Origin of the sequence: Rhodobacter capsulatus (assembly GCF_052363185.1) — a bacterium.
Lineage (GTDB): Bacteria > Pseudomonadota > Alphaproteobacteria > Rhodobacterales > Rhodobacteraceae > Rhodobacter > Rhodobacter capsulatus_E.
The window spans coordinates 100,652-114,615 of record NZ_CP198955.1 but is presented as its reverse complement, the minus strand read 5'-3'; the positions used below and the strand labels follow the sequence as shown (position 1 = coordinate 114,615).

Annotated in this window: 17 protein-coding genes; 1 reads left to right on the top strand and 16 read right to left on the bottom strand. The window is 65.7% G+C overall.

What is annotated here, in order from left to right:
- Positions 1-12 precede the first annotated feature (12 nt).
- From madM to ACTTAG_RS00490, 14 genes are all read right to left on the bottom strand, one after another.
- Complete coding sequence (gene madM, locus ACTTAG_RS00555; protein ID WP_444463705.1) at positions 13-774, bottom strand: malonate transporter subunit MadM; 762 nt, start codon at positions 772-774, stop codon at positions 13-15.
- 1 nt (position 775) lies between these two features.
- On the bottom strand, positions 776-1,177 hold the full coding sequence (gene madL, locus ACTTAG_RS00550; RefSeq protein WP_444463704.1) for a malonate transporter subunit MadL: 402 nt from the start codon (positions 1,175-1,177) through the stop codon (positions 776-778).
- 66 nt (positions 1,178-1,243) lie between these two features.
- Complete coding sequence (locus ACTTAG_RS00545) at positions 1,244-1,453, bottom strand: biotin/lipoyl-containing protein (protein ID WP_444463703.1); 210 nt, start codon at positions 1,451-1,453, stop codon at positions 1,244-1,246.
- Positions 1,444-1,941: a malonate decarboxylase holo-[acyl-carrier-protein] synthase gene (gene mdcG, locus ACTTAG_RS00540; RefSeq protein WP_444463702.1), complete on the bottom strand. Its 498-nt coding sequence runs from the start codon at positions 1,939-1,941 to the stop codon at positions 1,444-1,446. The genes ACTTAG_RS00545 and mdcG overlap by 10 nt, the downstream gene beginning before the upstream one ends.
- A 258-nt stretch (positions 1,942-2,199) precedes the next feature.
- A complete protein-coding gene (locus tag ACTTAG_RS00535; protein ID WP_444463701.1) occupies positions 2,200-3,285 on the bottom strand; it encodes an acyl carrier protein in 1,086 nt (361 codons plus the stop codon).
- A 34-nt stretch (positions 3,286-3,319) separates the two neighbouring features.
- The gene (gene mdcE, locus ACTTAG_RS00530) at positions 3,320-4,213 is read right to left on the bottom strand and encodes a biotin-independent malonate decarboxylase subunit gamma (protein ID WP_444463700.1); all 894 of its coding nucleotides are present in this window, start codon (positions 4,211-4,213) and stop codon (positions 3,320-3,322) included.
- Between the two features lie 19 nt (positions 4,214-4,232).
- Positions 4,233-5,189, bottom strand: coding sequence for a biotin-independent malonate decarboxylase subunit beta (locus ACTTAG_RS00525; protein ID WP_444463699.1), 957 nt, complete (start codon positions 5,187-5,189; stop codon positions 4,233-4,235).
- A gap of 14 nt (positions 5,190-5,203) precedes the next feature.
- Positions 5,204-5,512, bottom strand: a complete 309-nt coding sequence (gene mdcC, locus ACTTAG_RS00520; RefSeq protein ID WP_444463698.1) for a malonate decarboxylase acyl carrier protein — start codon at positions 5,510-5,512, stop codon at positions 5,204-5,206.
- Positions 5,513-5,526: 14 nt separating this feature from the next.
- On the bottom strand, positions 5,527-7,200 hold the full coding sequence (gene mdcA / locus ACTTAG_RS00515) for a malonate decarboxylase subunit alpha (RefSeq protein WP_444463697.1): 1,674 nt from the start codon (positions 7,198-7,200) through the stop codon (positions 5,527-5,529).
- Between the two features lie 40 nt (positions 7,201-7,240).
- A complete protein-coding gene (locus ACTTAG_RS00510; protein WP_444463696.1) occupies positions 7,241-8,071 on the bottom strand; it encodes a biotin--[acetyl-CoA-carboxylase] ligase in 831 nt (276 codons plus the stop codon).
- Between the two features lie 29 nt (positions 8,072-8,100).
- On the bottom strand, positions 8,101-9,309 hold the full coding sequence (gene madB / locus ACTTAG_RS00505) for a Na+-transporting malonate decarboxylase, carboxybiotin decarboxylase subunit (protein ID WP_444463695.1): 1,209 nt from the start codon (positions 9,307-9,309) through the stop codon (positions 8,101-8,103).
- Between the two features lie 133 nt (positions 9,310-9,442).
- Complete coding sequence (gene mdcB, locus ACTTAG_RS00500) at positions 9,443-10,399, bottom strand: triphosphoribosyl-dephospho-CoA synthase MdcB (RefSeq protein ID WP_444463694.1); 957 nt, start codon at positions 10,397-10,399, stop codon at positions 9,443-9,445.
- Positions 10,400-10,891: 492 nt separating this feature from the next.
- A complete protein-coding gene (locus ACTTAG_RS00495; RefSeq protein WP_444463693.1) occupies positions 10,892-11,308 on the bottom strand; it encodes a HutP family protein in 417 nt (138 codons plus the stop codon).
- A gap of 252 nt (positions 11,309-11,560) precedes the next feature.
- Complete coding sequence (locus ACTTAG_RS00490) at positions 11,561-12,010, bottom strand: hypothetical protein (protein WP_444463692.1); 450 nt, start codon at positions 12,008-12,010, stop codon at positions 11,561-11,563.
- A gap of 96 nt (positions 12,011-12,106) precedes the next feature.
- Here ACTTAG_RS00490 and ACTTAG_RS00485 point away from each other — a divergent pair, with 96 nt between their 5' ends.
- A complete protein-coding gene (locus tag ACTTAG_RS00485) occupies positions 12,107-12,574 on the top strand; it encodes a MarR family winged helix-turn-helix transcriptional regulator (protein WP_444463691.1) in 468 nt (155 codons plus the stop codon).
- 41 nt (positions 12,575-12,615) lie between these two features.
- On the opposite strand, the gene ACTTAG_RS00480 is transcribed toward ACTTAG_RS00485, so the two are convergent.
- Entirely contained in the window at positions 12,616-12,936 is a 321-nt protein-coding gene (locus tag ACTTAG_RS00480) for a J-domain-containing protein (RefSeq protein ID WP_444463690.1), read from the bottom strand.
- The gene (locus ACTTAG_RS00475; protein ID WP_444463689.1) at positions 12,933-13,550 is read right to left on the bottom strand and encodes a TetR/AcrR family transcriptional regulator; all 618 of its coding nucleotides are present in this window, start codon (positions 13,548-13,550) and stop codon (positions 12,933-12,935) included. The genes ACTTAG_RS00480 and ACTTAG_RS00475 overlap by 4 nt, the downstream gene beginning before the upstream one ends.
- Positions 13,551-13,964: the final 414 nt, after the last annotated feature.

Below are 13,964 nucleotides of genomic sequence, written 5' to 3'. Positions count from 1 at the left end.
CCGCCAAGAAAATCAACCGAAGAGAGCGGCGAGGGTCATGTAACCGACCGAAGGCACCATCAGGCAGCCAAAGCCGGTGTAGAAGGTCGCTGTCAGCGCGCCATAAGGCACCAGTTTCGGATCGGTCGCGGCAAGGCCCGCGCTGACGCCGCTCGTGGTGCCCATCAGGCCGCCGTAAACCGCCGCCGCAGCCGGCGTCGTCAGCCCCGCGGGTTTCGCCAGAAGCGGCGTCAGGATCATCACGGCGATGGATTTCACCACACCGGCCGCCACCGAAAGCGCGATCACCTCCGACGAAGCGCCCAGCGCCGCGCCGGTCACCGGACCGACGATGAAGGTCACCGCCCCGCCGCCGATCGTCGCCATGTCGGTCACGCTCGTATAGCCAAACGCATAGGCCACCGCCGCGCCGATCGCGGTCGACAGGATGACCGAGACCACCAGCGCGACGACACCGGCCAGACCGGCTTTCTTCACCTCTTCCAGCTTCACCCCGAAGGCGGTCGAGACGATGGCGAAATCGCGCAGCATCGCGCCGCCCATCAGCCCGAAACCGGCAAAGAGCGAGATGTCCGAAATGCCCTTGTTGCCGCCGGTGATCTTGCCGCCGACATAGGCGAGCACCAGCCCCGCGACGATGGCGATGGCCGAGCCGTGGATGCGGTTGTTGACCAGTTTGCCGATCGCATAGGAAATCCACATGATCACGCCGACAACGGCGAAGGCGGTGATCAGCGGCAGTTTTTCCAGCGTTCCCACGATGATGTCGAGCATGTCATTTTGCTCCTTGCGCAGCGCGTTTGGCCGCGTCTTCGGTTTCGGCGGTGCCACCAAGCGCCGCCAGCGGACGGATCAGCAAAAAGCCCGCGACGACGGGCAGGAACCCGGCGATGAAGGCCAGCGTGCCGGCGTTGAAGGCCGCCAGCACGTTCTGGCTGGCCGCCATGGCCACGACGATCGGGATATACATCGCCGACCAGAACTTGATGCCGTCCTGCGCCAGCGCCGAAAGCTGGTCGCGATCCATGAACCAGCGCGAGATGATGACAAGCAGCAGCATCGCGATGCCGACGCCGCCGACATCGGCGTCGATCCCGACCATGTGCCCGATCAGCTTGCCGATGATCGTCCCCACGATCAGGCAGCCGCTCATCAGAGAGACCCCGTAAATCAACATGTCTTGTGTCCTCCTTGATCGGCGGAGAAGGGTGCCTGCCCCGTGCAGGCGCCCGTCCGCCTGTCCTTATTCGATGCTCATGATCACCGCACCGGGTTTCAGACGGTCGCCCGGGTTGACGGTGATCGACGTCACCGTGCCGTCGATCGGCGCGGGGGTCTCGTTCTTCATCTTCATCGCTTCGACGACGGCGACGCATTGCCCCTTGGTGACGGTGGCGCCCACCGCGACCTCGATCGAGACGATCACCGAGGGCATCTTCACTTTCACATCCATTGCCTTTTCCTTTCGGGCTGTTTGATTGGGTGTTGCGGGTCGGGCCGCGCCGGGGGCGGGGCCTCGAAAAGGGAGATCAGGCGGGGGCGCTCGATCAGCTCGACGCCGGTGATGGTCTTGCCCAGCACCGTGCGCGCGCCCGACAGAAGCTCGGTCAGCTTGACGCCGAGGCCGCCGGGCAGGGCGATCTCAACATCAATCGCAAGGCTGCGCCGTTTCGCCAGCCTGGCCAGCATCGCGGCCAGCTGTTCCAGCGCGCGCAAGCTCTCGGCGCGGACCACCAGATCAAGATCGGACTCCGGGCGCAGATAGGGCAGGCCGGTCACCGTCTGCAGCGCGGCCGAGCCGATCAGGCCGATCTCGACCCCGGCGAGCGCGCCCGCGCGGGCGATTTCCGGCAGCGCCGGATGCAGGTTCGGGCCGAGGATCAGGGCGCGGTCCATCACCTCCCAGGGGGTGAAGAAGGCCGAGACCTGGCCGCGCCGCACCGGCACCGCCGCCCGCACCCGTTCGGCGCCGTGGCGGAACGGGAAGGAGAACCCCCAAGCTGGCCGCCGCCGTCCGGGCAGGGGCCGGTGGGGCGGCAGACGATGCCGGGGATATGCGCCTTGGACATCGCGTCGCGCACCAGCTTGCGGGTGCCGGGGTCGCGCATCTGCTCGGGCAGCGCATCAAGAACGGCGGCAAGGATGCCCGGGCGCGAGGCGGGCGAGACATGGGCAAGGCTGTGACGGATGCGGAACATCTCAGCGCCTCTTGATCCAGGCGGGGTCGGTCTTGGCGCTTTGCGCCATCTCGCGCTGCGCGGTCACAAGCGTGTCGAAAAGCACCGTCGCCTCCGGGCCTTCGATCACGATTGGTTCGGCCCGGCCAAGCGCGGGCAGAAGTTCCAGCCGCGTTGCCTTGGCCCCCACCGTCAGATCCGGCGCCACCTTCACCACCCGGCTCTTGATGCGCAGGATGGTGCGGGCGGTTTTTTCGATCACCTCGGCCGAGGTGGCGGGGGTGTGGGTGACGATCACCTCGTATTCCGGGTAGGTCCGGGCGCGGCGATAGGTGATGATCCGCCCCTTGCGGTCGCAGACATGCCCGGCGTCGGAAACGACGAAACTGTCGCCCATCGGCAGACCGCCCACGACCAGTTCCCGCCACGGATCGCCCAAGGGCGAGGGCACCAGCGAAATATCGGCGCGCAGCGGGCGGCCATCCAGCGTCAGCCAGCCGAATTCCTGACAGCCGTAAAGATCGTGCACCGCATAGCCAAAGGCCTCGGCCACCGGCAAAAGCTCGGCATCCAGCGGCGTTCCGGCGCATAAAAGCACGCAGCCCTTCGGCATTTGCGGTTTCAAGTTGAGCCGCAAGGCCTGTTCCAGCGTCGCGCGCAGGAAAGAGGATTCGCCCAGGATCAGCCGCGGCTGATCGCGACAGGCGGCCAGCAACAGCGCATCGCGGCTGGAACGGTCCAGATGCGACCAGATCAGGCCGCAACCCTCAAGCGCCTGTTTCGAAAACACATTCACCAGCGGCGGATAGGTGACAAGCATCCGTTCGCCCGCCGGGATCTGCAGTCGCCCGAAAATCTCCCGGGCGACTGCGCTGCGATTTTCCAACTCGGCATGGGTCACGCCGACGATGGTCTGAAAGGCCGACGATCCAGTGGTGAAGGTCAGATAGGCCAGATTGAAGGGGGTGTGGACCTCCTCGATCACATGCGCCGCGGTGGGGCCCGCGATGCCCTTTTGCGCCAGCGTGCGGCGCGGCATGTCCGCCAGCGTCGGCACGGCGCCTTGCAGGCTCAGCGCGTCTTCGAGGGCTTTGAGATCGTCTGACATCTTCGTCTTCCTTTGGCCGTCGGTCTTTCGGGGCTCAGCGGCTGGGCGCGTAGCGATCCGCCACGGCGGCGAAATCGCGGGTCATCATCTCGATGACGCGGGGACGCTCGATCCGGCCGCCGCGGGCTTCGCCCAGCTTGCCGCGACCCCAGGGGCCAAGATCGTCCTGCCGTCCCTCCAGCTTCGCGGCCCGGACCTCGGCGATCCGCGCGACGATGGCGGGGCGCATGCCATCGAGCGTCTCGACCAGCGCCTCGACGCCGCCGAGCGAGTGGAAGAAGCGCGGACCGGCGGCAAAGACGGCGCTTTGCTTCGACAGGACTTCCAGCGTTTCCAGATCCTTGCGGATGATCCGCGAGACCGAGGTCAAGGGCATCACATGGATCATCGTGCCGAATTGCGCATCGAGCGACAGGATCGCATCGGCCTGCAGCCCGTGGCACAGGAACGCCCCCGAGATCGCCCGGCCGATCACCATGGCGATGATCGGATGGCCCTTCAGCCGCGCCTCGGCCAGCGCCAGCTGATAGGCGGCGGTCGATTTGTTCATGCCGAAGATTTCCTCGACCTTGCCCGGGCCGTTGCCGGGGGTGTCGACGATCAGCACCAGCGGCCGTTTTTCCGCCAGCGGCTTTTCGGCATCCTCGATGATCGAGGCATAGACCGCCTCGGCCATCTTGTAGCCTTCCTCCAGCCCGATGATCCCGGCGTAGACCACCGGGAATTTCTCGTTCATCGCGCCGCCATCCGAGGCGATGATCGTGCAGACCGTGCCTTGCAGCGTCGCGGTGCCGACGACCGCGCCCGGCCCGAATTCGGGATCGTCGAAGCTTTTCGCCCCCACGGTGCCCTCGGCGAAGCTGCCCGCATCGACGATCATCTCGATCGCGTCGCGGCCCCGCCCCATCATGCTTTCCTGCATGTCCATGATTTCACTCCTTTTCGGGTCAGACGGCGAGACGGCGCACAGTGGCCAGAAACTCGGACAGGGGCAGGTCGATCAGCCCGTGGGCGTCAGTGTTGCCCGCCCGCGTCCAGACATCGGTCGCATCCCCGGGTTGCATCTCGGCCGCCAGCGCCACGGCACGCAGCTGCGCCTTGACCTTGGCGGGCGAGCCGATGCGGCGCATTTCCTCAAACGCCTCGATCGACAGCCCGGCCAGCGCCGAGACCTGATCGCGAAACGCCGCGACGGTGTTTTCGACCAGGAAATTCGCATCGCCCATGATGTATTTGTGCCGCCCGCCGGTGGTGCGGTAGACAAGCGCGCGGTCGGAGGCGTCGAATTCCTCCTTGCCCATTTCCTGCTCGATCACCTCGGGGCCAGTGAGGCCAAGGCGGCCGAATTCCGACATGATGATCACGTCGGTGGCGGCGGCGACAAAGCCCATGCCGCCAAAGGCGCCGACCTTGGAGCCGATGAGCGCGATCACCGGCACCTTGCCGCGGGCTTTCTGCAGCTGGTCCATCACCTCGGCATGGGCCAGAAGCCCGGCGTTGGCTTCATGCAGCCGCACGCCGCCGGTCTCGAAGGAAATCACCACGAGGGGCTTTTCTTCTTCGTCAAGGTCGTCGAATTGCGCGACAAGATCGTCGTGGAAGTCGATCGCCAGCTTGATCGCGGTCACCATTTTCGCGCCACCGATCTCACCGACCGAGCCGCCGATGAAGCGGCCTTCCTGCGAGATCACGAAGACGGGGGTGCGGCCGATCTTGCCCACGCCGGTGACGATGCCGTCGTCAAAGGCCACGGCATCGCCAAGCAGGGCCAGGTGGGGGCTCGTCACCCGGTCGAAGGGGCCGGCGAGTTCGGTGAAGCTGCCCTCGTCCACCAGTCCGATGGCACGCTCGCGGGCCGAGGCTTCAAGGAAGCTGCGGGGTTGCAGGTCTGTCCAGTTGGTCATCTCGTCTCTCCGCCTCAGGCCGCGGCCAGCGCCTGTTGCAGGCGCAACAGCACGACGGCGGGGGTGGCGTTGTTGTCGTTGATCTCGATGCGGGCGTCGCAAAGCCCTGTTTCATCAAGGAATTTCTGCAAGACGCGGGTCCAGAGCGCGTCAAAGCCGGTGACGGGGGTGACCACGGTCACCGCGACGCGTCCCGAAAGGTCTTCGGGATGCATCATGATTTCCAGATCGCTGGATCCGGTGACGCCCACATGCAGGCGGGCTTGGATCGTGGTCTTCGGCTCGGCGGGGGCCAGATCCAGGGTGAGAGTGTGCAAGGCCATGATTTTGCCTGTCTTTACCAGTTGCGGAAGCGGGCGGGCGGGTTGTAAAGTCCGCCGGACCAGGTCACGAGATCGCGCATGCTTTTCGCGGCCAAGAGGTCGCGGTTGGCGCGGGCGGGGTTGATGCCCAGATCGGAGACGGTCTTGACGATGCCCGCCTCGCGCAGGGCGCGGGTTTCTTCGGGTTTCGCGGCAAGGCCGATGTCGGTGAAGCCCGCGACGGCGCGGATGGCGGCCATGCGGGCCTCCATGTCCTTGCAGCGGTTCAGGTAGGCGATGCCTTCCTCGGTCACGATATGGGTCAGGTCGTCGCCATAGATCATCACCGGCGGGATCGGCAGATCGGCATCCCGCGCCAGTTTCCAGGCGTCGAGTTCATCGACAAAGACCGGGGCACGGCCCTCGCCGAAGGTCTCGACCCCTTGCACCACAAGGCGTTTGCCGCGCGGCAGGTTGCCGATGTCACGGTCAAGGCTGGGCAGTTCCTGCCCGCATTTGAGCCAGGCGTCGGTCGGGTGGCGCCGCCCCTTGGCATCGCAGCCCATGTTCGGCGCGCCGCCGAAGCCCGCGACTCGGCCCGCCGTCGCGGTCGAGGAATTGCCGTATTTGTCGATCTGCAGCGTGCCGCCGATGAACATGTCGATGGCGTAATGCCCCGCCGTCTGGGCAAAGGCCCGGTTCGAGCGCAAAGTGCCATCGGGGCCCACGAAGAACACGTCGGGCCGCGAGGCGACGTAATCTTCCATCCCCAATTCGCCACCGAAGCAGTGGATCGTGTCGACCCAGCCTTCCTCGATCGCCGGGATCATGGTGGGATGCGGGTTCAGGATCATATGCGTGCAGCATTTGCCCTTGAGCCCCAGTTCCAGCCCGTAGGTCGGCAGGATCAGCTCGATCGCCGAGGTCAAAAAGCCGATGCCGTGGTTCATCGAACTCACGCCATATTCGGCATAGATCCCCTTGAGGCACATCATCGCCAAAAGGATCTGGCTGTCGGTCACCAGCGCCGGATCGCGGGTGAAGAGCGGCTCGATGAAAAAGGGTTTCGGCGATTGGATCACCGCATCCACCCAGTCGCCCGGAATGTCGACGCGCGGCAGTTCGTCAACGATTTCATTGACCTGCGCAATCACGATGCCTTCGCGGAACTTCGTCGCCTCGACGATGGCGGGGGTGTCTTCGGTGTTGAAGCCGGTGTAGAGGTTGCCCTTGCGGTCGGCCTTGTAGGCGCAGACGAGCGAGACCCGCGGCGTCAGGTCGAGGAAGTAGCGGCCGAAAAGTTCCAGATAGGTGTGGATCGCGCCCAGCTCGATCTTGCCATTGGCGATGAACTTCGCCACCCGCCCGGCTTGCGGCCCGCCAAAGGCGAAGTCGAGTTTCTTCGCGATGCCGTTTTCAAACAGATCCAGATGCGCGGGCAGCGGCACGGCCGATTGCACCATGTGCAGATCGTGGATCTTCGCGCGGTCAACCTTGTTCAGGCAGTCGGCCAGAAAGTCGGCCTGTTTCTGGTTGTTGCCCTCGATGTTGATGATGTCGAAGGGGCGGATCACCGCTTCCAGAAGCGCCACCGTATCCTTGGCGAGCACTTCCTTGCCCTTGACGAAGAGGGGGGCTGCCGCCTCCTTGCGGGCGGCGGTATCCTCGGCCCGCTTGCGCCAGCTGTTGCGCTTGTCTTGCTGCGTCATTTGCTTTCGTCTTCCTCCTTCAGAGGGTTTGCAAAGGGGTTCAATGGGTTGCGACAGGCTGCGGCAGGGGGATCTCGCCGCAGATGACGCTGTGAAGGGTGCCGCCCGCATCGCGCAGGCGCAGCGCGCCATCGGGATCAAGCCCGGCGGCGGTGCCGCAGAGCCGGCCTTGCGGGGTGGAGAGCGTGACACTGTGGCCAAGCGTGCAGGACCGCGCGCTCCAGGCCTGACGGGCGGGCTCGAAACCAAGGCTTTCCCATTCGGAAAGCCGGTAATCGAGGCGATCGACCAGATGGGAGAAGAGCGCGAAACGGTCGGGGACACGGCCGGTCTCGGCGCTGATCGAGGTGGCAAGGCCCTGCAACTCGGGCGGGAAATCGGCGGGGGCCTGGGTCAGGTTGATGCCGATCCCGGCGATGACATGGGCCAGATCGCCCGCGGGGGTCAGCGCCATTTCGCACAGGATGCCGGACAGCTTGCGGCCCTGCACCATCAGGTCGTTGGGCCATTTGATCCGGGCGGCAAGGCCGCAGGCGCGGGCCACCGCCTCGGCCACGGCGACGGCGATGACCAGCGTCACCTGTCCCATGTCTTCAAGCGGGCGGTTGGGGCGCAGCAGAACCGAGGTCAGCAGGCTTTGTCCGGGGCGGGCATGCCAGGGGCGATCGTATTTGCCGCGCCCGGCGGTTTGATGGTCGGCGAGAACGACGGTGCCGATGGGCGCGCCGTTCTGCGCCAGACCGGCCAGAAAGCTGTTCGTGGAGGCGAGACAAGGCCGGTGGTGGACCGCGCAGCCAATCCCGCCCCGACGCCGGAAGGGAAGCGCAAGCGTCGGGGCTTGAGAGAGGAGGAGGGAGTGCTGCGCGGTCATGGGAGGGCTCCTTTCAGAAGGTCAGCGGCTCAGTGAACAAGACCGATGGTGGAGGCGAAGACACCGACAGCGATGGCCGAGACGATGACCCCGCAGATCGAGGCGCCCATGGCGAGCGGCATGATCATGGCGTGCGGGCTGGCCTTGAAGGCTTCCTTCTGGGCGATCTTCGCGGTCGAGGGCATGCAGGAGACGCCGGCGATGCCGATGACCGGGTTGTAATTGCCGTTCGAAAGCTTCCAGATCAGATAGCCGCCGCCGATGCCGCCCAGCGCCGAGACCGTGAGGGCGAAGATGCCCAGTACCACGAGGATCGCGACTTGCGGATTGAGCAGGGTTCCGGCTTCGCACAGCACCCCCAGAACCAGGCCAAGCAACAGCGTCGAGGCATAGGTGACGGTGTTTTCCAGCAGTTTCTGATAGGGCTCGATTTCGGCTTCCTTGATCGCGACGCCCAGGAAGAAGGACAGGATCAGCGGCGTGGCGACCGGCAAGAGCAGGCACAGCAGACCGGCGGCAACCACGGTGAAGACGAATTTCGCCTGCGGTGTCACATCGGGGAAGTCATACTCGACTTCGATGGCGCGGTGCTCTTCCTTGATCAGCCAGCGCACCAGATAGGGGTAGCCCGCATAGGTCAGCGACAGGTAGAGATAGGCGATGATCGAGATCGGAACGAAGAGATCCTTGGCCATCATCAGCGAGCCGAAGAGAACCATCGGGCCATCGGCGCCGCCGATCGTGCCCACGGCCGCCGCCTGACCGGGCGTCAGGCCGAAGTAATAGCCCACGACCAGCGTCACGAAGGTGCCCAGTTCCGCGCAGACCGCCACCGTGATCGAGGCCCAGGGCCGGGCCAGGATGAAGGAGATGTCCGCCATCGTGCCGATGCCCATGAAGAGCATGCAGGCCACCAGCGAGTTGACGAAGGTGAAGTTGTAGATCGGCTGCAGGAAGTCGATCTGCATGATGTTCATCAGCGCGTCGGTGTCGGACACCAGCGGCGAGATGATCAGCGTGCCCAGCTGGCCGCCTTCCAGGATCATGACGCCCGCGTTGACCGCCATCATGCCAAGGCCCATCGGGACCATGATCAGCGGTTCCAGCGTGCGCTTGAAGCCCAGATAGGCGAGCAGGAAGCCCAGCCCGATGAAGAGCAGCCGGGCAATGGCGATCATCGGCTCCTGGATGAAGAGGGTCCCGATACCGGGAAAGATGTTGAACAGGGTCTCAAGCATGTGAGCGCCTCAGGATGCGTTGGGAGAGGAGAGGAGTTTCGCGATGCCGACGATCACGCCGATCACGGCAAAGGAGATCACCGCGGTGATCAGGTAACTGAAGGCGGCATAGGTGATGATGTGCATGGTGGCCTCAGGGGTTGCAGGGGGCGAAGGGCTTGGCCTCCGCGGGGAAGATCGGGGGCAGCTCGCCCCCCGAAAGCGCATCGACGCCAAGGGTCACGGCCAGAAGATCGGCAGCGCCGCCGGGGCTGATGTGTCGTGCGATGAACCGCGCCTCGAGCGCGTGGATCGCCGCCAGCCCGTCGCCGGTCAGCGCGCCGCCAAGGGCCAGGATCTTGCGGGCCTTGGTGTGCATGAAGGCCAGCGCCTCGGGACCGCCGCGCCACAGCACGGTGGTGTCCTCGGTCTCGGCCATCAGCGCGATCAGCGTATGGGTGAGGGCGGTGGCCAGCGTCGCGCCGCTTGCACGGGCCGCGCGCAGGGCGGGCAGGCCGTGGCTGCGCACGGTCGGATAGCCCGCCTCAGCCTCGCCGCGGATGCCCAGAACGCCGTATTGGCGAAAGAGTTTCTCGCCCGCGGTGACCGGGTCCTGGTCCAGTCCGGCGCGCAACTCGCGGTCACAGATGCCGGCGACCATCGCCGCGGCGGTGTCGAAAAGCGCCGTCTCGGTCAGTGCCTCCTTGCGGGCGACCAGCCCCGCCGCGGCCGACAGCACGCCCGCCGAGAACAGCAGCCCGCGCTGGGTGTTGACGCCGCGCGTCGCAGCCAGAAGGCGGGCTTCATAAACCGCGCCGATCGCCCGAACGCGGGGCAGAAGCGCCCAGGCCGGGCCGGAATGATCCAGCCCCGCTTCGGCACATTGATAAAGGCAGGGGGCAATCACCGCCGAGGAGACCATGAAGGTCTGCAGGTTCATGTCCCGGTGCGCGCCGTTCGAGCGCGGCGTGACCAGACCGGGTTTCGGGTGGGTGGAGATTTCCAGAAGCGCCCCGGTCAGGAAAGCCGATCCGATCGACCAGGCGCTGGTTTGCGGAGACAGGGCGATATCGCTGAACCAGTCCAGCGGCCTGCGCAACGCGTATTTCATGGGTTTCGTCCCGCGCAACTGACGGCAGCGCGGCGCTTCGTGAACGCCAGGCGTTCCACGGCCAATGCAGGGATTACATCTGGTCGGGGAGACCGTCAGACATGCGCCACACCGATGTCACTTGCTCACGCGGCGCTTTGGGTTCGTCAGCCGTCCCTTCGCCCCACAGGGGCAGCACGGCTCATCACGGGATCACGGCCCTTGCGGGCAGCCCCGTCTCACGCCGTTGTGATGGATCGTGATCCGAAGCTTGGCGCCATCGTTACGCCTGCCGGTTCCGCTTGTCCAGAAGGCGTTTCAAAAAGGCCGAAACGCCGCGACGCCATGTCGCATATTTGCATTTATTCAGCATGAAAACAGATAGTTGCGGAAATTCTTGGGGGGTTTGCAACAGCGCGGCGGGCCGGGGGGCCCGCGGTGTGCCGCTCGCGATTTCGTCAACGGCCGCAGGCGATTGCGGCCGCACACCCCCCGCCATGCAGCCACGGAAAGCTAGATATGCATCACTCCGAAGCCGATGCGCTCGTGGTTCGTCGTCGGGTGAAAGGCCGATTCGCCATGCGCGGCAACCGCGACCCAATGCCCGTCCGAGACCAGCGCCACCTTGAGCTTGAGATTCGATTCGGCCACCACGGTCGCCGAGACGCCCTGCAGGCATTCAAGCCCCGCATGGATCACCCCATGCACCTCGCCCGGGCGGTTGTGGATCACCCCGCCATTGAGCGCACAGGCGACGATCGACTTGACGAAGCCCTTCTCGATCTCCGAGCGCCGCCCGGTGACATAGGTGATCCCCACCTTCCAGGTCGGATGGGCAAGGATCTGTTCCTTGATCAGGTCTTCTTCTTCCCGGCTGCTGATGGCTGCCATGATGGCGGCTTTGCCGATCCTGTCCGCGACGACTTCCATGTTCTGTTCCGATCCGACCCGTTTCACCCCGTTCATAGCGGCGCGGGCAAGGCGGCTCAATCCCGATGATCGCGCCGCCCCGGGCTGGCGAGGGGTGCCTGTCCGGGGCATCATCGGGATCTCGCGGCCAGGGCCCCGGCGGGTCCCGATCGCGCAAGCCCCGCATTTGGCGATCTGGCAAACCTCACCGCCTCTCTGCGTTCCGCCCGCGCCTTCAAGGCCGAAACCGGGCTGACCCCGCATGGCGCGATGTCATCGGTGGCCCGCGGCGCGCCGCGCGGCCGTCATCCGGCGTCCGTCGCGCAGGTTCAATCCCAGAAGCCAAAGGTTGAGCGCCCCCGCGATCAGCTCGATCGCCTGCACCAGCGCAAAACCCGGGCCGAAATCTCCCGCCCGCGCCCGCATGGCAAGAAAGATGGCCGAGGGCACCAGAACCAGAAGACCGTTGGCGGCGATGATCGGCATGCGCCTGCGTTTGACCCCGATCACCCCGCCCGTGGCCCCCCGCGCCAGCGCAAATCCGCTGGCCCCGGTCGCCGCAAGGGCCGGGATCAGGATCAGAAAGCCCCACAGAACCGCGGTCTTGACCGTGGCGATGGTGGCGGAGGAGCCGAAAAGCTCGGCAATCACGGTGGCGCTCCAGAAACTGGCGATGGTGGCCAGTGCCAGCAGACCGGCAATCGGGTGAAGGGATTTGGTCATCGGGATCTCCTTGGCTTGAAGGCAGCGCGGGGCTGCGGTATCGTCAACAGGAACCCCAATTGACATTATATTGTCAAAATGAAAGGCTGTTGACGAATGCACAGGCAGCCGCGCAGCCCGGCAGGCGAGTCCCTGACGACGCTGATTCTGGATCTCTTTCGGGTGAACAACCTGATCCTTGGCTGGGGGGATCGGCTGGTGGCGCCTTTGGGCCTGACCTCGGCGCGCTGGCAGGTGCTGGGCGCGGTGGCGGCGGCCGAACGCCCGCAGCCGGTCGCCTGGCTGGCCCGCGATCTGGGGTCGAGTCGGCAGAATGTGCAACGTATCGTCAACGATCTGGCGCAAGCGGGGCTGGTGCGGTTTGCCCCCAACCCGCATCACAAACGCGCGCAGCTGGTGGTGTTGACCGAGGCGGGGGCGGCGACCTCTGCGGCGGCGCTGGCGCTTTATGATCCGCAGGCGAACGCCTTGGCCGAGGGGATCGCGGCCGAGGATCTGGCGGCGGCACAGCGGGTTCTGTCGACGCTGCGGGCACGGCTGGACGCCGAGGCGGCCGAGACCTGAGGCCGCGCGCAGCGATCTTGACCGCAGCGGGCTCCAACCGTTCAGCGGCCATAAAACCGCCGCCGCGCCTCGGCCTCGATGTCGAGGCGCAGCTGCAGATCGGCAAGAACCCTGGCCTCGCGGCGGCGGTCCTCTTCTGTTGTTGCCGCGCGCAGTCGTGCGGTTTGCGCCTCGACCGCCTTGCGCAGCTCGATCTCGCGCGGCAGGGCCCCCGCCTCGGCCATGATGCGAAAGCCGATGGCATCGGAACTGCCCGCGTCATTCTCCATATCGAGCGGTTTGCCCGCGCCGCGCAGGTTCTCGAACTGCCCCTCGGCCTGCGCCTTCAGGATCTGCCGCTCGGCCATGTCGGAAAATTTCATCGCCTGTCTCCCCTGGGTCGGGCCAGCAGCCCGTGTTCGATTTCGGTGAAGACCGGCCAGAACAGCGCCAACCCCCCGGGTCCGCGCGGCCCAAAGGCGGTCAGTGCCCCGGTGATCATCAGCGCCGCCGGCAGTGGCACGAGATCGGCGCGGAAGACGCCCTGAGCCCGGCCAAGCGTCAGAATCTCGGCATAGCGGGCACACCAGCCGCGGGTGAAATCCTCGATCAGCGCCCCGATCTCGGGCTCGGAGGGGGCGATCTGCGCGAGCTGCGCGAAACAGGCGGCCAGTTCGGGGCGATCACGCAGGCTGTCATGATAGGCCTGCACCTCGGCGCGCAGCTGATCCTGCGCAGACTGGGTCGGGTCCGGCAGGGGGGGCAGCAGCGCCTCAAAGGCCGCGCGCACGGTTTCTGCCACCAGCCGCAGCAGGTCGGATTTCGTCGCCACATGGAAATGCAGCGTCGAGATGTTGATGCCGACGCGCGCGGCCACGTCGCGGGTGCGCAGCGCGGCGGCGCCCTTTTCCAGGATCAGCGCGATGGCCGCCGCCGCGATCATCTCGCGCCGCGTCTTCTTGCGCAGATAGTGCTGGGGTGGAGAGTGCTCGTCCATGACTCAATCATATGATTGATTCATCGGCATTGCAAGACCGTCGCCCGCCACAATCTGCTCGGGCGGGTCTTTGCAAACCCGCGAATTGCGCGCGGCAAGGAGCCGCTTTCGGGTGATCCGGACTATGTGAGGCTTCCCTTTTCGGAACAAGGATTGTCCGCGCGCGCCAAACCGGGCAAGGTTCCCGCCCGGATCGGTTGTCCAAGGAGAAACGCATGTCCCTTCCCGTCGACCCGTTGCGCTTCATCGCCCCCGCGCGCCGCGCCCGACGCGGTGTTGCCGTTCCAGGGTCGGGGCAGAGCGACGACTGAACCGGTCGGCGCAAGGCTTCGCCGAGATGGCCAGAAACTTGACGCCCGTTCCATAGACCAGCAGATTCAACGGCGCGGCGATCAGGGATCTGGACCTGCAGGG